The following is an 18,192-nucleotide window of genomic DNA, read 5'->3' on the forward strand; positions in this document are numbered from 1 at the left end:
TTTTTTATGGCGACTTGCCCGCAGATGTTAACTAGAGCAGGAAACCTCCAGATGCTTGCCCCAGTCCGGCGGCAGCGCGGCCATGGCGTCATACTGCGGCGCATCGCTGTAAGGATCTCGCAGCGCCTGATGCAGTTGAGACAGCACGCTGATGTCGTCGTGCTCGGCGCGCTCAATCGCCTGCTGCGCCAGATAGTTACGCAAAATCACCCGCGGGTTAGATTGCTTCATCGCCTGCTGACGCTCGGCGTCGCTTTGCTCTTCCAGCTGTAGGCGTTGGCGATATTGCTGATACCAACTGTCGAAGCCTTGACGGTCGATAAACTCATCGCGCAGCGGCGACAGCGACTGTTGCTGCTCCACCTCACTCAGCAGGCGGAAGGTGCGGGTGTAGTCCCGCCCCTCTTTCGCCATCATGCTCAGCAGCCCGGTCAGCAAATCATTGTCCTGTTTATTTTCAGTGAAGAACCCAAGTTTGCCGCGCATCAGCTGACCGTACGCCTTCATCAGTGCAGGCTCATAGGCATTTACCGCCCCTTGCAACTGCTCGGCGCTCATCAATCCCGACAGCGTCTGGGCCAGACGGTGTAAGTTCCAATAAGCCACCGCCGGTTGGTTATCAAAGCTGTAGCGCCCCTGATGGTCGGAGTGATTACAGATGAAATTCGGCTGATAGTCATCGAGGAAGCCATAGGGGCCGAAGTCGATGGTCAGGCCGAGGATCGACATGTTATCCGTGTTCATCACGCCGTGGGAAAAGCCGACGCTCTGCCACTGGGCAATCAGTTTTGCCGTGCGCTCCACCACCTCTTGCAGCCAAAGCGCGTAACGCGTCGACGGGTCGCTTTCGCTCTCCAGCAGGTGCGGCCAGTGGTGGGCAATAACATAATCCGCCAGCTGTTTCACCTGGTCGGGCTGCTTGCGATAATAGAAATGCTCGAAATGGCCGAAGCGGATATGGCTTTCCGCCACGCGCATCAGCATCGCCCCGCGCTCTGCCTGTTCGCGAAATACCGGCTCATCGCTGGTCACGATAGTCAGCGCGCGCGTTGTCGGAATGGAGAGATGATGCAGCGCCTCGGACGCTAAAAACTCGCGAACCACCGAGCGCAGCACCGCGCGGCCGTCGCCCATGCGGGAATACGGCGTCAAACCGGCACCTTTTAAATGCCAGTCAAAGCGGCGGCCGTCAGCCAGCACCTGCTCGCCGAGCAGAATGCCGCGCCCGTCGCCAAGCTGCCCGGCCCACACGCCAAACTGATGGCCGCTGTAGACCTGCGCCAGCGGCTTCATGCCGGGGAAGAAGGCCTCGCCCGTCCAGAATGGGCGGTGTTCGGCACTAAACAGACTTTCATCCAGCCCCAATTCTTGGGCCAGAGGTTCACTGTGATAGAGCAGTTTTGCGCCTTGCAGCGGCGTCGGTTGCAACTCGGTATAAAAACCCGCCAGCTGGTCCGCATAGTGGTGTTCAAACTGTGGCATAAATCCCCCTTTCTTTCAGTGTAGAACTGCCTGCGGGTGATTAACACGGAGTAAAAACAGGGAGATTAGGCTCCGGCAGGCAAAGAAAAACCCAGTAAAGCCTAATTTACTGGGTTTGGACGCATCTTATCTTTGATGATGGCGTTGTCTATTAATGAAATTGAGGGGGGCTCTCGAGCAAGGTGTCCAGCGCGGCGGCTTCAACACCCGGCCAAAGCATGCCCTTCATGCCCTGAACCTCAGTTTTATTTAACGCCTCAAAATACTCGCTACTGTCTAAGCCGTCGATCACCACATTGCGGCAGAATCTATTAAGATTTCTTAACAATGAGGGCAAAATAATGGTGAAATTTTCGCCTTGGTATAACTCCCAGAACAACGCCCTATCCAGTTTTACCCAGGTGAAAATATGGTCGAAAATCGGTGCCATATTGGCATTACCCGATCCCATTCCATCGAGCCAAAGGGTGAAATTATTTTTCAATGCCACTAATTGGGCATTCTTTTTGCCAGCAGAGAGTTGTGGAAAAGACTCATTGATACTGAGATGAATAAAGCTCAACTGCTTAAATTCATCACGTAATTCATCATTATCAATAATAATATTGGCTAACTTTTCTTCTACAGAAATATTGAGGATCACCTGATTTTTCTCAAACCAGGACGCATGTTCTTTTGCAAAGGCCACTTGTTCGGACAAAAAACGAGAGAGTTGCTGTGTGTTTAATAAGTTCAAAACCAGTTCAGTCGGCATAATAAGCTTGCTGTCTGTGCTCGCAAAACGACAAATTAATTCAACGGCTAATAGTTTGCCCTTGTTTGAATATATCGGCTGGCACAAATAGTTGCTGCTAAAGGCCGTATCGAATTGTATTTTCATTTTTTTCCAAAACATCAACGGCACTACACATTGATTAATAACTTTGTTGTATACCAATCAAACCAGAATGATGTTCTGACTCTATCAGCCGGTAATCACTCTTATTATCGATACCAAAAAAGTGCCTGTCTGGTGTTAAGTCTGCTGCTAAGTTCCCGCTTTACATCATGAAACTGATTTTAGAATTATACCCCCATATAACAGTCTGTTTATAAATGTTAGGGGGATGAAACAGGGCGTTACACTTCAATCTTATCGTTAGCGAACATTAAGCGCAACTTAGGAAATGAACCCTCTTTTAGTGAGTTGCTCAGCAAAAAGAAGGCTTATTAGAATGATTGTTTTTTACTGAATGCAGCTGACCAGCCACCGCTGCAATTCACTTAATTCTGCCTGAAGGGCCGGATAGCGCTGAATGATGCGTCGGCAGACGTTTTCTACCTCGGTGGGACGATACGGCGTATCAACCAGTTCAACCGCCAATTCGTTCAATGGCGCGGGGTGTAGGCTGTCGGTAAACACCTGCGCACGGCTGATATGGCCTTTTAATACATCAAAGTGGATATCCACGCCGCCCCAAACAAAACGCTCATTGAGCAGATGGCTAAAGGCCGGCGCTTTGCCGAAATTCCATTCCCAACTGCTCTGTTTGGCGAACTGTGCCTCGAAGCCGGGTAGATCCGGGAAAACATCAGGAGAGATGATTTCCGGCTCCACTTCCACGCCGTACCAATCAAAGAATGAGTCAATAATGGCGTCACACACCTGCTGATGATTTACCTCAGGAATTAACTCATTGAGATTAGCCACCCGCGAGCGCACCGAAGTGATGCCCTTGGCTTGCAACTTTTTTGGGTCAGGATTGAGGTAGTCGGCCAGACGGCTGAGATCGGCGCTGAGCAGCAGCGTACCGTGGTGGAAACCGCGATCCTGTGTCTCTTTATAGGCTGAGCCGGAGATCTTGCGCTCGCCGTCCGCCGTTTGCGCCACCAGATCATTGCGGCCTGAGGCACTGGCATTGACGCCCAGCGCGTTCAACGCATTGAGGATAATGGCGGTGGAGACACTTTTGTCGTATTCCGGCTTGCCGGCCATAAAGGTGAAACAGGTATTGCCTAAGTCATGAAACACCGCCCCGCCGCCGCTGCTGCGACGCGCCAGGCGAATCCCATCCTGCTCCATCCGGCGAGTATTGCACTCCTTCCACGGGTTTTGGGCCTGCCCGATGACCACCGTCTCGGCATTACGCCACAGAAAGAGAATCCGCTGGCTGGTCATCTGCCGGAAAATACAGTCCTCAACGGCAAGGTTAAACCAGGGATCATAAGAGTCGGAAAGCAGCAATCTGATAGGTTTCATCACGTTTCATCCTGAAAGAGTTTCACCCGATGATATCAGCAAAAAAGCCGATCAAATACGCAGAGCCTGCGAGGGAATAGACAATAAACGTCAAAAGATACCGCGAAATCTTCCACAACATTCCGCAAAATCATTCGAGTTGCGTCAAGGCGGCAACCGAGCGAAGCCATCTGGAGCCGTTCTCAGAATTCCGCTAAACCATTCGCGTTGTATTAAGGCGGCAACCGAGAGAAGCCCGGGAGTGGCCCCCAAAGAATTCCGCAAAATCATTCGAGTTGCGTCAAGGCGGCAACTGAGCAAAGCCTAGGAGCTTACACAAGTAAGTGACTTGGCTTTGTGAGGACAGCCAACGCAGGAGCAGCTTGAAGGATGAAGCGGAATTTTAGATGCGACGAGCCTGCCAATACACCTTTCGCCAATAAACATTATTTAGCGATGATCGCGTCACACCCTGACTGGTGGAGGCGTGAATAAACTGGTCGCCGGTGTCGTAGATGCCGACGTGCAGGCCGTTTTCACCACTGCCTGTTTTGAAGAACACCAAATCTCCCGGCATCAGTTCGTCTCGGGAGACTTTAGTGCCAATTTCAGTTTGCGCGCTGGTGGTGCGAGGTAACACCATGCCGAAGCGATCGCGGAAAGTGCGGAAGACAAATCCAGAACAGTCGACGCCGCTAGGTTGCAGGCCGCCGTAGCGATAAGGCGCGCCCCGCCACTGGCTGAGCTGATCGTTGAGCTGCGCCACCACGGCAATGGAGTCGGATAACTTGCCGCTCGGCGGCGGCGCGTGGCTACTACAACCATTGAGTACCAGAACAGCTAATACCAGCAGAGAATACAAGGTTCCGGTGGTCCAACGCATGGCAGTCCTTCCTTTCGGGATGACGGTCAAACGATATCAACAGGCAGAACGGTCCCTGTCAGATGTCGCCTTGCTCTAAGAGCAGGTTATTAGAGGATAAAAAGAATCTAACGCTATTTTATCCGTCATCCAATCGAAAATCGCAAATTCATTGGAATTTATCGCTTTCAGTGTGGCTGCTCGCTCGGCTTGCTGTGGATTAACCAGACGCCAAACATCACCAGTATCCCGCCGCAGGTTTTCAATAAATGGACGTTTTCATTGAACCAGGGCAGCGTTACCGCAGCCAAATAGACCAACGCATAGCTTAGGCTGAGCAAGGTATAGGCGCGGTGCAACGGTAAAATTCGCAGCGCGAAGAACCAGCAGAGCATGGAAAAGGCATAACACATGATGCCAATTGTCACCGCCGCCAGTGCCGTCAGGTTATTGAAAATAAAAGAAAGTCGCAGCTCTGACAGTGAGAACAACGGGATTTGCACCATTCCCCACTTCAATAAGAGTTGGGCGAGCGTCACCAGCAGCAGGCTGCCGACGCCCCAGCTGTATCCACGCTTGGTATCTGCCCGGGTCATGCGTTAATACTCATTAAGGCTATCCCCAGCATGATGAACCCGACGCCCAACCAGTGGCGGCGGTCAACATGCTCTTTGAAAATCCAGCGCGCGCACAGGGTGATCAGCACGAAATTCAGGCTTAACATGGGATAAGCAATGCTGAGAGGAATTTGTTGCAGCACGCGCAGCCAGAACAACATGGCCAAGCCGAGTAAGGCAATAGCCAAGATGAACCAGCGTATGGCAGGTTTGAAGGAGTCGCCGCCGACCTGTGCCGCCTGCTTCTGACAAAGCTGCCCGGCACAGGTCAGTATGCTGACCACTAAGACGAAGAAGTAACCAGTCATGGCAACTTACGGTAGAAGAGTAAGGCCAGACGATTCATCTGCACTCGCTGGTCGGCCTGCGGCAATTCAGACGTCGTGCTGATTTTGCTGTCGAGTTTGATCACCACTGAGACATCCCCCTGCTGGCGAGCCGCTTGCAGCCACGCCGGGAAGTTTGCAGCACTGATGTAATGCCCTTCCGCGTCGGGATAGCCCAGGCCGTATTCCACTTCGCCCTTCTCGTCATACATCAGAATGTCGCTGCGCTTGAGGGTCCAGGCCAGGCCTGTCGCCACGCCAACGTTATCCGCCAGAACATAACGGCTATGCTGAAGTAAGGCAAGATTGGTATCCATAAAGGCCTGTGGCTGCTTGGAATCCACCACTTTTTGCGGGATCGCCTGTCCCACTAGCAGCGCCAACACCACCGGGCAAACGGCGGCCCAGTACCAGCGGTCACGCAGCGAGGTCAGGCTCAGCGCCCCGGCCAAAGCCCAAGGCACAAAGCACAGAATGCCGATGGCAACGCGCGAGTGCTCTTCTGGCGTATACACCGGTTTGATGTGCAGAGGCGTCAGGCCGGAAATCGCCACCACGGCCAACACGGTGATAACACCAAAAATTATGTTAATAATGCCGTTGGCTTTTAGCGCACGCAGCCTGCCGGAGAGGCGGATCTGCTCAAGGTGATCGGCCATCAGCAGCGCCAGCGGCGCAAAGCACGGCAGGATGTATGTCGGCAATTTGCCTTTCGCCACGCTGAAGAAGATCAGTGGCATCAAGGCCCAGCTTAGCAGGAAGAACAGCTCCGGGCGCATCACGCGTTTGGTCCAGCCGCTGATTAATGCCCCCGGCAGCAGCCCCATCCAAGGTAAAGCCCCTAAGAACAGCACCGGAATGTAGTACCAGAACGGCGCTTTATGCTGGGCATTCTGCTCGGCGAAGCGCTGAATATGTTCCACCCAGAAGAAGTAGTTCCAGTAGTCAGGCTCGCGCAGAGCAATCGCCAGCACCCATGGCAGGCTTAGCACTAGCGCACTCAGTACCGCCAGCGGCCCCCAGCCAAACAGGGTTTTGAAGCGTTGTTCACGAACAATGATCGGCAGTACGGCAATAACCGGCAGCGCCAGCGCCAGAAAACCTTTGGTCATAAAGCCCATACCGCAGGCCAAACCGAGGGCGATCCAGCTGCCGACTTTTTGCTTAGTGGTGACGGCCTGCATACAGAAGTAGCTGGCAACCATCGCGGCGGTCATCCACAAGGTGATCATCGGGTCGAGAACGCTGTAGGTTCCGATGCTGAACACCAGTGTGAAAGAGAGATAAATCAGGGCAGCAATGCATGCCTTCTGGCGGTTACGCCACATCAGCATCGCCAGCCAGCCAATCAGCAAGGTGCTGAGCAGCGTACAAAAGACCGAGCCGAAACGTACGGCAAAATTGGTTTCGCCGAAGATCATCTGGCTAATATTGTTGAACCAATAGCCCGCCACCGGCTTTTCGAAATAGCGTAATCCCAACAGATGAGGAACCACCCAATCGCCGCGCTGCAACATTTCGCGGCTGATTTCGGCATAGCGCGTTTCATCAGGCTGCCACAGTAAACGAGTATTCAGAGGCACTAAATAGACCAGCGCGAAGAACACTAACAGTACGGTGCTCCACACACCTTTGTACGCTTTGGACATCAGGAAAGACCTTCTTTCTGGCAACCTAACCACCCTTCCCGTCCTGGGAAGGTTGAACGAACGACGCGGCCCACCGGCAAGGTGCTCAGGTCAGCGGGCAGTAACTCGCCCATGGCGCAGAACTGAATGCCTTCTTGCGCAGCGCGCGTCAGTAAATCGTCAAACATGTCTGCTAGCGACATCCCTTCCACTTCGGCGTGGATGGTGTACACCGGCACGCCATCGTCTTGCTTAATGGCGTTCAGAATAAAATCATTAAAGGTCGCGGTGGTCACCTCACTGCCGATCACTTCGTCATACGTCGGTAAAGTGACAGGTATTTGCACCGTGCCCGTTTGGCCGTTTTCCAATAAGGGCAGGAAGGGAAACTTACCCCGACAGTCGCTGTTGTAGCGAAAACCAAAGGTCTGTTTCACATCAATAACCCGTTGGTCAGCGCGCCAGCCCGCCACCGCAGAGCAATCAACCGGGCGTCCGATGCTGCGCTGCAAAGCATCAAGGCCGAGGCGAATTTGCTTCTCCAGCTGTGGCTTTGACCATTTGCCGACTTTCGCCTGCCACCCTTGGTGATCCCACGCGTGCAGCCCCACTTCGTGGCCCTGCTCGGCAGTCTGTTTCATCAATGGCGCGAAATCGCGATAGATTTGCTTACCCGGCCACGCCGTGCCCGCCAGCAAAATATCCAGTCCGTAAAGGGAAGCGGCATTGGAGCGCAGCATTTTCCACAGAAAGCGCGGACGCAAAAGGCGCCATAAATGACGCCCCATATTGTCCGGACCTACGCTAAAGAAGAAGCTGGCAGTAACATTGTGCTTCGCAAGAACTCGCAGTAACTGAGGGACACCCTTTCGGGTGCCGCTCCAGGTATCGACATCAATTCGTAATCCGACTTTTTTCATGCAGCCTTACCGTTATGCCTGATTGTTGTCTGGATTAACCGAACGCAGGAAGAAATCGAGGGTTTTTTCGACGGTTTTATCCATCGCGATTTCAGGGGTCCAGCCCAGCAAACGCTTGGCATTCTTGATGCTAGGCGTGCGGTGCTCAACGTCCTGATAACCTTTGCCGTAGTAAGTGCTGCTTTCCACGGATTTGAAACCGGCAAACGGCGGGAACTGGTCACGCAGTGGGTGAGCTTCAAAGCTACGCAGCAGCATCTCGGCCAACTCGCGAATACTGGCTTCGTTAGTTGGGTTACCGATGTTGATGATTTGGCCATCACAGCGATCTTCTTTGTTCTCAACGATGCGGAACAGAGCCTCGATACCGTCAGTGATGTCGGTAAAGGTACGTTTTTGCTCGCCACCGTCAACCAGCTTGATGGGAGAACCTTCAACCAGGTTGAGGATCAGCTGAGTAATGGCGCGTGAGCTGCCGATACGGGCTGCATCCAGGTTGTCCAGACGCGGACCCATCCAGTTAAATGGACGGAACAGGGTGAAGCGCAGCCCCTCTTTCACGCCGTAAGCCCAGATAACGCGGTCCAGCAGCTGCTTAGACACCGAGTAGATCCAGCGCTGTTTGTTGATTGGGCCAACAATCAGGCGAGAAGTATCTTCGTCGAACTCTTTATCGTCACACATGCCATACACTTCAGAAGTGGATGGGAAGATGATGCGTTTTTTGTATTTCACGCAGTCACGAACGATTTTCAGGTTCTCTTCGAAGTCCAGTTCGAACACGCGCAGTGGGTTACGGGTGTATTCGATTGGCGTTGCGATCGCCACCAGCGGCAGGATCACGTCACACTTCTTGATGTGATACTCGATCCACTCGGAGTGAATGCTGATATCGCCTTCAACGAAGTGGAAGTGCGGGTTATCCATGAAGCGGCTCACGGCATCAGAGCTGATGTCCAGACCGAAAATTTCATAGTTATCTTCGCGCAGCAGGCGCTCGCTCAGGTGGTTACCGATGAAGCCGTTAACCCCTAAGATCAGCACGCGAGTACGGCGTTTCATCACAGCCGTTGGCAGCGAGCTGAGTTTAACGTCAGGCATGATGCCCAGTTCCAGCGCCAGGCGAGAACCTTGAACGTAGAGACCGGATTCACTCTGGCCCGCCAGAATTTCCAGCGCGCCTTCGCCACAAGCCACTACCAGCGGATCGCTGGACAGCACGGTGCCCGGCTGTTTGTCGTGGGCGGTGGCCAGCGGACGTGAACGCCAGATAGTCATTTTACGCTGACCGAGGTAGGTGAAAGCACCCGGGTAAGGTTCGGTCACGGCGCGGATCAGGTTATTGATTTCAGTCGCAGATTTGTGCCAGTGGATCTCACCGTCAGCGGCGGTACGGCGGCCGAAGTAGCTCGCTTGAGACTCATCTTGCGGGGTCAGCGTCACGTTGCCCTGCTTGATTTTTGGCAGGACGTCGGTCAACAGCACTTTTGCCGCGTCACGCACTTTGGCGTGCAGCGTCAGCGCGATATCGTCGCTGCTGATTGGCACAGCAAGCTGGCCCACGATGTCACCCGCGTCAGGGCGTTTAACCATCTTATGCAGGGTCACGCCTGTCTCGCTTTCGCCTTTCAGCAGCGCCCAGTTAACCGGCGCGCGGCCACGGTAGCGAGGCAGCAGAGAGCCGTGCAGGTTGAAACCGCCCAGCGGTGCCAGCGACAGCACTTCTTCGCTGAGCATGTTGCGGTAGTAGAAGGAGAAAATCACGTCGGGCTGCAATTCACGGATACGATCAACCCACAGAGGGTGATTCACATCTTCCGGTGCATAAACCGGCAGGTTCAAACCCGCGCCCACGCGGGCTACGGAAGAGAAAAAGTTATTTTCGTCTGGCGAATCAGTATGAGTAAATACTGCTTGTACGTCATAACCCGCGTCAACTAAGGCCTGAAGCCCCACGCAACCAATATCATGGTAGGCAAATACAATCGCTTTCATTACTCTTCTTCCTGGCTGTTTTCGTCAGAACGTATTCCAACGACTTTTTGAACAAAATAACGGGGACGCGCACGAACATCGTTGTAGATACGCCCGATGTATTCACCGAGTAATCCCATACCCACGAACTGTGCACCAATAAACATAAATAAGACGGCAAAGAGCGTGAAGACGCCTTCAGCGGCCCAAACTGGACCATGAATCAAACGCATGAGGATCAGGAAGACCGCCAGCACGAATCCAAACAGCGCGATGGCGCTGCCCACAACACTGAGCATACGCAACGGTGTGGTGGTCAAACAGGTGATTAGGTCGTACATCAGGTTGATGAGTTTCATCAGGCTGTACTTAGAATCGCCGAATTCGCGTTCTGAGTGCTGCACCGGAATTTCCACCGTTTTGCGCGCAAAGGTATTGGCCAAAATAGGAATAAAGGTGCTGCGCTCGTGGCAGTGCAACATGGCTTCGATGATGTGACGGCGGTAAGCACGCAGCATACAGCCGTAGTCACCCATAGATTTGCCGGTGGCGCGTTGGATCATCATGTTGATGAGCTTTGAGGCGGACTTGCGGAACCAGGAGTCTCGGCGATTAGCACGCACGGTACCCACCACGTCATAACCTTCTTCGGCTTTGGCCACCAGACGCGGGATCTCTTCCGGCGGGTTCTGTAAGTCAGCGTCCAGAGTGATAACCAAATCGCCCGATACATGGCTAAAACCGGCCATGATCGCTGAGTGCTGGCCGTAGTTACGGTTAAGCAGCACCGCAACGACGCAGTTTTCAGGGACTTCAGCCGCTTCGGTCAGCATTTCAGCTGAACGGTCGCTGCTGCCATCATCGATTAAAATGATTTCATATTTTTGAGTCAGTTGGCGGCACGCTGCTTGGGTACGCGACAGCAATGCTGGAAGACTCTCTTCTTCGTTATAGACCGGAATAACGATCGAAACTTTACGAATGGGTTCAAATTGCGCCACTACTGCTTCTCCAGAAGTGAAAAAAGGGCTGCAACAACGCGATCAACATCGCTGTCCTGCATATCGGGGAACAGAGGCAAGCTGCACAGGCGCTCGGTGTTCCATTCAGTATTCGGCAGGCTAAGTTCTGGATAACGCTCGCGATAATACTTTTGCGTGTGGGCCGCACGGAAATGTAGTCCGGTGCCGATACCCTTGGCTTTTAAACGCTCCATCAACTGGTCGCGGCTAAAGCCCAAACGATCGGTGTCGACGCGGATCATAAACAGGTGCCAGGCGTGCAGGTGCGGGTAGTCAGGGGATTTCATAGGGATGAACGGTGAACCCTGCAGCTTCTCTAAATAGAGATTCGCCAGCTCGGTGCGTCGGGCATTGATCTCAGGCAGACGGCGCAGTTGCACCACGGCAATCGCGGCCTGAATGTCAGAAAGATTGTATTTGAAGCCCGGCTCAATCACTTCGGCCTGCGGCTTACGCCCCTGCACCTCACGATCAAAGGCATCGACCACCAGACCATGGAACTTAAGCGCGCGCACTTTGGCTGCCAGCTCGTCGTCGTCAGTGGCCACTAAACCACCCTCGGCGCAGGTCATGTTTTTAATGGCGTGGAAAGAGAAAATGGCCGTGCCCTGCGAGCCCACCCAGCGATCGCGATAACGCGTGCCTGCCGCGTGCGCTGCATCTTCTACAATGGCGATGCCGTGCTGTTTAGCCAGAGCGTAAATAGGGTCGAGATCCAACGGGGCGCCCGCGTAATGCACAGGAATAATCGCTTTGGTGCGTGGGGTAATTGCCGCCGCGACGTCGTCTGCGTTGATCATTAACGTATCAGGGTCAACGTCAATCATAACCGGCTCTGCACCAAGCAGAACAATCATGTTCAGGGTCGAAACCCAAGTTTGAGAAGGGGTGATGACTTCATCGCCAGGGCCAATGCCCAAGGCCATCAGGGTGACGTGCATCCCCCCCGTTGCCGATGCGACGGCGATAGCATGTTTACATCCGAAGGTCGCCGCAAAATCCTGTTCGAGCTGGTTCGCCTGTGGCCCGGTGGTGATCCAACCAGAGCGCAGAACCTGACTCACAGCCTCAATTTCTTCCTCACCCATTGACGGGCGAGAGAAAGGCAAAAAATTTTCCATGACACTATCCCAATCCCAAAGAGGTAATAACTCAGTTCAGACTCTAAAGCGGTTTGATTTAACAATAATTAAACGCCGAGCCGAAATAATCGGAAACATTGCCAGCACAAGCTTAATTTAACCTTAAGGCGCGTCAAGTTATCTGTAAAGAAAATAGGAAAAATGTGAATCAACCGATATATTCGATAATGAATAGAGTAATTATTTCAGTCACATAGCGGGAATTATTAAGAATTCTGAAAATTAAATACGCTATTTCTTAAGACTCAGCAGGGAAAATTATTGTTAGCCCGCGATCTATTATTGGAGAGCGATAATATTGTAAACAAGCATTACTTAAATAATAAGTTTGTCATATTAAGATGAATTAATGTGCAATAACGGCAGGGACCGCGCTCAGCCAGCGCTGATTTCCAACGTTATGCATTTGAAAATCCACGCTAAATACTTCAGAAAGCCTTTGAGGCTGCATAATGTCTGTACATTCTCCTGACGCCACCACCTGCCCCGCTTTCATCAGCCAAACCCGGCGGGCATGGTGCAAGCTATGGTTGAGGTCATGGTCGCTCAGAATGGCAATTCTGCCACTGGCGCAATAGTGATCGATAAGGCCGTCCAGTGCTTGCTGTTGAGCCACATCAAGGCTATTGGTCGGCTCATCCAACAATAAGAGTTGGCTTTGCGGATTGAGCGTCGGCCAGACCTGTAACAAAGTCGCCGCCAGCCTGACCCGCTGCCATTCACCGCCAGAAAGCCGTGTTACCGCGCGCTGGAGCTTATCATCTAAATGCAACTCGCGGGTTAAAAGCGTGATAGTGCCTTCGACCAATTTAGCCTCGGCCATGGCGGGCTGATGCAGGGACAAATACTGGAACACCGGCATCATGGATATCGGTGCAGACTGCTGACACAGATACCCTCTCCGCCTTGCCAATTCTGCCCCGGACAGGGTATCTAAAGGTTTTCCTGAAAGGCTGACGCTCCCTGCTCCCTGCAGCAAGCCCGCCATGCGGGCCAACAGGCTGCTTTTCCCCGCGCCGTTCGGCCCGATAATGTGGACGCGGCTTCCCGCCTCCACTTGAGTGGAAAAAGCCCGCAGCCGCTCGGCTACGCTCAGGTTATTGCATTCCAGCATCAGCGTTTCGGCCCCAAAGTTACTTGGCTAATGCTTGTTTAACGGCGTCAACCAGATGGGCATCTTCTGGCGTCATGTCTGGCGCGAAACGCTGGATAACCGTGCCATCGCGGCCAATCAAGAATTTTTCGAAGTTCCAGAGAATGTTGCCTGGCTGCGCCGGGGCGCGACCTTTGCTGGTCATACGCGCCAAGAACTCGCTACCCTCTGGCTCTACGGCCTTCGGCTGGGCAGAGATCAAAGCCTTATACAGCGGGTGACGGTTCTCGCCATTCACCTCAAGCTTGCTGAACATCGGGAATTTCACGCCAAACTGGGTGGTACAGAAGCTGTGGATCTCTTCTTCCGTGCCCGGCTCTTGCGCGCCAAACTCATTACACGGGAAGCCTAAGACTGCAAAACCTTGATCGTGGAACTCTTCATACAGCTTTTCCAGTCCCTCATACTGCTTGGTCAGGCCGCACTCGGAGGCCACATTCACCACCAGCAGCACGGAGCCTTTAAACTCGCCCAGGGTGGTTTTTTCGCCATTAATTTTCTTCAGTTCAACGTCAAATATTGCATTACTCATGATTATTTCCCGTTATGATTTGCAGGTTTAGTGACTCGTTTTTGAAATCTATTCGGTTTTCTCAGCCAGATCTAAGCAGTAGCCAGATAAACAGCGGCGCACCCAGCGTGGCGGTAACAACGCCAATTGGCAGTTCGGTCGAATAAAGTGCGATGCGCGCCAGCACGTCGGCGAGCAGCAGCACGCTGCTCCCGGCTAAGGCGCAAGCAGGTAATAAATGTTTTTGATCGGTGATGCCACACAGCCGCAATATATGAGGGATAACCAAGCCAACAAAGCCAATCACCCCGGCCAGCGCGACGCTCAGCCCCACCACCCAGCCGACGGCGAGCACCAGCAGGTTGCGCCACACGGCGACGGGTAAGCCTAATTGCTGCGCCTGCGCTAAGCCTAGCGACAGCAGATTCAGCGATTTACCTTGGGCACTCATCCATATCAGAGCAGGAAGTAACATCAGCCCCAGCCAATATTGCCGCCAGTCTACCCCGCCGAAGCCGCCCATCATCCAGTACATCAACTGGCGTAAATCCAGATTACTGCTGAAGTAGACCGACCAGGTCATCACGGCGCTGCACACGATGCCAATAGCAATGCCAACCAACAGCAAACGGGCATTTGCTAACAGCCGTTTGCTGGCGAAATAGAGCAGGATGAAGGTGGTGATCAGCGCCCCGGCGATGGCGGCCAGGCTTAAAATCCAAACGGGAGTTAACCCATTGCCCAGCATCACGCACAGCACCAGCGCCACGCCTGCGCCGTTGGCAACGCCCAGCAAGCCTGGCTCGGCCAGCGGGTTTTCAAACAGCGCCTGCATCACCGCCCCGGCTACCGCCAGCGCACTTCCGACCAGAATCACTGCCAGCGCGCGAGGTAAACGCAGTTGCCAGACAAACAGCTGGTTTTGAGCATCAAACCATTCACTCGGCCAAAGCCACTTCTCACCGGCGCACAGGCTGAAAATAAACACCAGCAGCAGAAAGCCCCCAAGCCCTCCTAGCCGCGCATAGGCGTAGCGACGCTGTTGGGACTCAAGCTGGCGAAAGGTGGGATTGTGGTTTAGCAAAGAGACATTATCCTGAGGCGATACACGGCACTCGGCCATCAATAAGTGAAAGCTATCCTACCGATATTAGTCGCTTAGCTCTATAGCCGCCTGCACGACGGCCTATGCTTTTTCTTTAGCAGATAAAAACCAATAAAAAAGCCGATAACTTAATCAGGTTATCGGCTTTAATGGCGATTCGCTCAGAGTGTGCGAATTAGGCGTTCAGCAGCTTCTGCCCCGTGCTGTCGACCAGCGCCAGCAGCACCTGAATGTCTTCCAGCGTCACGGTTGGGTTCAGCAGAGTCAGTTTCAGGCAGGTTACGCCATTTGACTCAGTGACGCCCACATTGGCGCGGCCAGAATCTAACAGCGCATCACCAATGCGTTGGTTCAGCAGTGCAACCGCTTCGTCGCCCGCACCGGCCAACTGCTCTGGACGGTAACGGAACAGCACGCTGGCTAACTGCGGCTTCATCACCAACTCAAGAGAAGGCTGCTCGGTAACATACTGAGCCACTTCCTGAGCCAGCGTCACGCCGTGGTCGATGATTTCGGCATATTGCTTCTGACCCAGAGCTTCCAGACCCATCCACAGTTTCAAAGCGTCGAAACGACGGGTGGTCTGCAAGGATTTGGACACCAGGTTCGGCACGCCCTGCGCTTCATCGAATTCAGAGTTCAGGTAAGCCGCCTGATAACGCATCAGTTCGTAATGACGAGCTTCTTTCAGCAAGAACGCGCCACAGCTGATGGTCTGGAAGAACTGCTTGTGGAAGTCCAGAGTAATGGAATCCACCAGCTCAATGCCGTCCAGATAGTCGCGATACTTCTCGGACAGCAACAGCGCGCCGCCCCAGGCTGCATCGACGTGAACCCAGATCTGCTGCTCGGCAGCCAGCTCGGCAATAGCACGCAGCGGATCGATAGCGCCCGCATCGGTGGTACCTGCGGTCGCCACGATAGCCAGAACCTGTTCGCCGTTGGCTTTCGCCTGCGCCAGCTTGTCGCGCAAATCGTTAAGATCCATGCGCGCAAACTCATCGGTTTTCACTAAGGTCACGGACTGATAGCCCAGACCCAGCAGCGCCATGTTTTTCTGCACGGAGAAATGGGCATTCTCAGAACAGAAGACTTTGATTTTACGCAGATTGCCGACTAAACCATCCTGCTGGATGGAGTGGCCCTGACGCGCGAAGAAGGCGTCGCGCGCCAACATCAGGCCCATCAGGTTACTTTGGGTACCGCCGCTGGTGAATACACCGGCGTCGCCAGCCTGATAACCGACTTGGGTGCGCAGCCATTCAATCAGCTTCATCTCAATGATGGTGGCTGACGGGCTTTGGTCCCAGGAGTCCATGCTCTGGTTGGTGGCGTTAATCAACACTTCCGCAGCTTGGCTAACCACCAGACTTGGACAATGCAAATGCGCAACGCACTGTGGGTGATGCACGGACAGACTGTCTTTTAAGAAATACTCGATCGCACGTTCAATCGCTGCCTGATTGCCAAGGCCTTCAGGGTTGAAATCCAGCGTGATGCGTTCACGTAGTTCAGCGACAGTTTTGCCCTGATACATTTCAGGCTGCTGTAGCCACTGCACCACGGCCGCGCTGCTCTGCGCAATGGCCTGCTGGTAAGCCTCGGTGCTCTGCACCGAGGACGCCAGAATTGGGTTTAACTTGGACATCGTGTTCAACTGCTCCATTTAGACAGGCTTGATGCCAGCGGCTAACAAGGCCTGTTCAAATTTATCCAAGAATACGCCCAGCTCTTCGTTAGTGATCAACAGAGAAGGCAACAGGCGCAGAACGCAACCGTTACGGCCGCCGCGTTCCAGAATCAAGCCTGCTTCGAAGCATTTTTTCTGTAGCAATGCGGACAACTGGCCGTCAGCAGGGTAGCAACCCATGTGGTCCTGAGGCTCGTTTGGCTTAACAATCTCGATACCCATCATCAAGCCCAGACCGCGGACATGACCAATCACCGGGTAGCGTTTTTGCATTTCGGCCAATCTTTCTTTCAGCCATTCGCCCTGCGCAGCCACTTTGTCAGCCACTTTCTGGTCTTTGAGGATCTTCAGCGTGGTCAGGCCGGTAGCCATCGCCAGCTGGTTGCCACGGAAAGTCCCGGTATGGTGGCCCGGCTCCCACGCATCAAACTGCTTCTTGATACCCAGAACGGCCAATGGCAGACCGCCGCCCACGGCTTTCGACATCACGATGATGTCTGGCTCAATGCCAGCGTGTTCGAAGGCGAAGAACTTACCGGTACGGGCAAAGCCAGCCTGAACTTCGTCGAGGATCAGCAGAATGCCGTGCTCTTGCGTCACTTTGCGAATGCGCTGCAACCACTCAACCGGAGCCGGGTTAACCCCACCCTCGCCTTGAACAGCTTCCAGAATGACCGCCGCAGGTTTGCGCACGCCACTCTCAACGTCATTGATCAGGTTTTCGAAGTAGTAGGTTAATGCTTTCACGCCAGCATCGCCGCCGATACCCAGTGGGCAGCGGTACAGGTGCGGGTAAGGCATAAACTGAACTTCTGGCATCATGCCGTTAACCGCTTCTTTCGGAGACAGGTTACCCGTCACCGCCAGCGCACCGTGGGTCATCCCATGGTAGCCGCCAGAGAAACTGATCACGCCGCTGCGGCCAGTGTGTTTCTTAGCTAACTTCAGCGCAGCTTCAACCGCATCGGCACCCGATGGGCCAGTGAACTGCAGGCAGTACTCTTTACCCTCTCCCGGCAACAGCGACAGCAGGTATTCTGAGAACTGATCTTTCAACGGCGTTGTCAGATCGAGAGTATGTAACGGCAAGCCGCTGGTAATGACATTTTGTATGCTTTGCAACACATCCGGATGGTTATGTCCTAAGGCTAGCGTTCCCGCGCCAGCAAGGCAGTCAAGATATTGATTATTCTCAACATCGGTGATCCAAACCCCTAGGGCCTTCGCAATTGCAAACGGCAATTTGCGTGGATAGCTCCTAACATTCGATTCAAATTCAGCTTGTCTCGCTAAATAGGCTTCATTGTTTCCGTTTAATGAATTCGCACCAAAATTATCAATACGGACTTTATCCGTCATCATATCTCTCCTACAACTGGGGGTTATCGCTAACGCCAAAGTTGAATAAATGAATAAAAAATCAATCACAGTGTGTAAAACGCGGCCAATATATGGCTTTTTACTCCTCGGCTCAATAATTTATTTTGTTAAGGTTTGTTTATAATTTTTATCATAGGAATCAATAAATTGGCCGTTAATTGA

At 53.2% G+C, this 18,192-nt stretch carries 16 protein-coding genes; all 16 read right to left on the reverse strand.

What is annotated here, in order from left to right; genetic code table 11:
* Window positions 1–27 precede the first annotated feature (27 nt).
* The 16 genes from V2154_RS11980 to V2154_RS12055 all read right to left on the reverse strand — a co-directional run bounded on the left by V2154_RS11980 (window position 28) and on the right by V2154_RS12055 (window position 18,009).
* Entirely contained in the window at window positions 28–1,482 is a 1,455-nt protein-coding gene (locus V2154_RS11980) for a protein adenylyltransferase SelO (protein ID WP_353502437.1), read from the reverse strand.
* A gap of 151 nt (window positions 1,483–1,633) precedes the next feature.
* Window positions 1,634–2,362 (reverse strand): EAL domain-containing protein, encoded by a 729-nt coding sequence (locus tag V2154_RS11985; protein ID WP_353502438.1) that lies wholly within the window; start codon window positions 2,360–2,362, stop codon window positions 1,634–1,636.
* Window positions 2,363–2,707: 345 nt separating this feature from the next.
* Entirely contained in the window at window positions 2,708–3,721 is a 1,014-nt protein-coding gene (gene lplA, locus V2154_RS11990) for a lipoate--protein ligase (RefSeq protein ID WP_353503986.1), read from the reverse strand.
* Between the two features lie 382 nt (window positions 3,722–4,103).
* Window positions 4,104–4,583 carry an NlpC/P60 family protein gene (locus V2154_RS11995; RefSeq protein ID WP_353502439.1) on the reverse strand — a complete coding sequence of 160 codons (480 nt, stop codon included), beginning with the start codon at window positions 4,581–4,583 and terminating at the stop codon, window positions 4,104–4,106.
* A gap of 167 nt (window positions 4,584–4,750) precedes the next feature.
* A complete protein-coding gene (arnF, locus tag V2154_RS12000; RefSeq protein WP_353502440.1) occupies window positions 4,751–5,158 on the reverse strand; it encodes a 4-amino-4-deoxy-L-arabinose-phosphoundecaprenol flippase subunit ArnF in 408 nt (135 codons plus the stop codon).
* Window positions 5,155–5,487, reverse strand: coding sequence for a 4-amino-4-deoxy-L-arabinose-phosphoundecaprenol flippase subunit ArnE (arnE, locus tag V2154_RS12005; RefSeq protein ID WP_353502441.1), 333 nt, complete (start codon window positions 5,485–5,487; stop codon window positions 5,155–5,157). The genes arnF and arnE overlap by 4 nt, the downstream gene beginning before the upstream one ends.
* On the reverse strand, window positions 5,484–7,154 hold the full coding sequence (arnT, locus tag V2154_RS12010; protein ID WP_353502442.1) for a lipid IV(A) 4-amino-4-deoxy-L-arabinosyltransferase: 1,671 nt from the start codon (window positions 7,152–7,154) through the stop codon (window positions 5,484–5,486). The genes arnE and arnT overlap by 4 nt, the downstream gene beginning before the upstream one ends.
* A complete protein-coding gene (gene arnD, locus V2154_RS12015) occupies window positions 7,154–8,053 on the reverse strand; it encodes a 4-deoxy-4-formamido-L-arabinose-phosphoundecaprenol deformylase (RefSeq protein WP_353502443.1) in 900 nt (299 codons plus the stop codon). The genes arnT and arnD overlap by 1 nt, the downstream gene beginning before the upstream one ends.
* 12 nt (window positions 8,054–8,065) lie before the next feature.
* The gene (gene arnA / locus V2154_RS12020) at window positions 8,066–10,048 is read right to left on the reverse strand and encodes a bifunctional UDP-4-amino-4-deoxy-L-arabinose formyltransferase/UDP-glucuronic acid oxidase ArnA (RefSeq protein WP_353502444.1); all 1,983 of its coding nucleotides are present in this window, start codon (window positions 10,046–10,048) and stop codon (window positions 8,066–8,068) included.
* A complete protein-coding gene (gene arnC / locus V2154_RS12025; RefSeq protein ID WP_353502445.1) occupies window positions 10,048–11,028 on the reverse strand; it encodes an undecaprenyl-phosphate 4-deoxy-4-formamido-L-arabinose transferase in 981 nt (326 codons plus the stop codon). The genes arnA and arnC overlap by 1 nt, the downstream gene beginning before the upstream one ends.
* Window positions 11,028–12,170 (reverse strand): UDP-4-amino-4-deoxy-L-arabinose aminotransferase, encoded by a 1,143-nt coding sequence (gene arnB, locus V2154_RS12030; RefSeq protein ID WP_353502446.1) that lies wholly within the window; start codon window positions 12,168–12,170, stop codon window positions 11,028–11,030. The genes arnC and arnB overlap by 1 nt, the downstream gene beginning before the upstream one ends.
* A gap of 367 nt (window positions 12,171–12,537) precedes the next feature.
* Complete coding sequence (gene btuD / locus V2154_RS12035) at window positions 12,538–13,305, reverse strand: vitamin B12 ABC transporter ATP-binding protein BtuD (protein ID WP_353502447.1); 768 nt, start codon at window positions 13,303–13,305, stop codon at window positions 12,538–12,540.
* A 19-nt stretch (window positions 13,306–13,324) separates the two neighbouring features.
* The gene (locus V2154_RS12040) at window positions 13,325–13,876 is read right to left on the reverse strand and encodes a glutathione peroxidase (RefSeq protein ID WP_353502448.1); all 552 of its coding nucleotides are present in this window, start codon (window positions 13,874–13,876) and stop codon (window positions 13,325–13,327) included.
* A 61-nt stretch (window positions 13,877–13,937) separates the two neighbouring features.
* Window positions 13,938–14,939, reverse strand: a complete 1,002-nt coding sequence (gene btuC / locus V2154_RS12045; RefSeq protein WP_353502449.1) for a vitamin B12 ABC transporter permease BtuC — start codon at window positions 14,937–14,939, stop codon at window positions 13,938–13,940.
* A gap of 196 nt (window positions 14,940–15,135) precedes the next feature.
* Window positions 15,136–16,608, reverse strand: a complete 1,473-nt coding sequence (locus V2154_RS12050) for a pyridoxal phosphate-dependent decarboxylase family protein (protein ID WP_353502450.1) — start codon at window positions 16,606–16,608, stop codon at window positions 15,136–15,138.
* 18 nt (window positions 16,609–16,626) lie between these two features.
* Window positions 16,627–18,009: a diaminobutyrate--2-oxoglutarate transaminase gene (locus tag V2154_RS12055; protein ID WP_353503987.1), complete on the reverse strand. Its 1,383-nt coding sequence runs from the start codon at window positions 18,007–18,009 to the stop codon at window positions 16,627–16,629.
* Between the last annotated feature and the right edge of the window lie 183 nt (window positions 18,010–18,192).

The organism is Ewingella sp. CoE-038-23 (assembly GCF_040419245.1).
GTDB lineage: Bacteria > Pseudomonadota > Gammaproteobacteria > Enterobacterales > Enterobacteriaceae > Ewingella > Ewingella allii.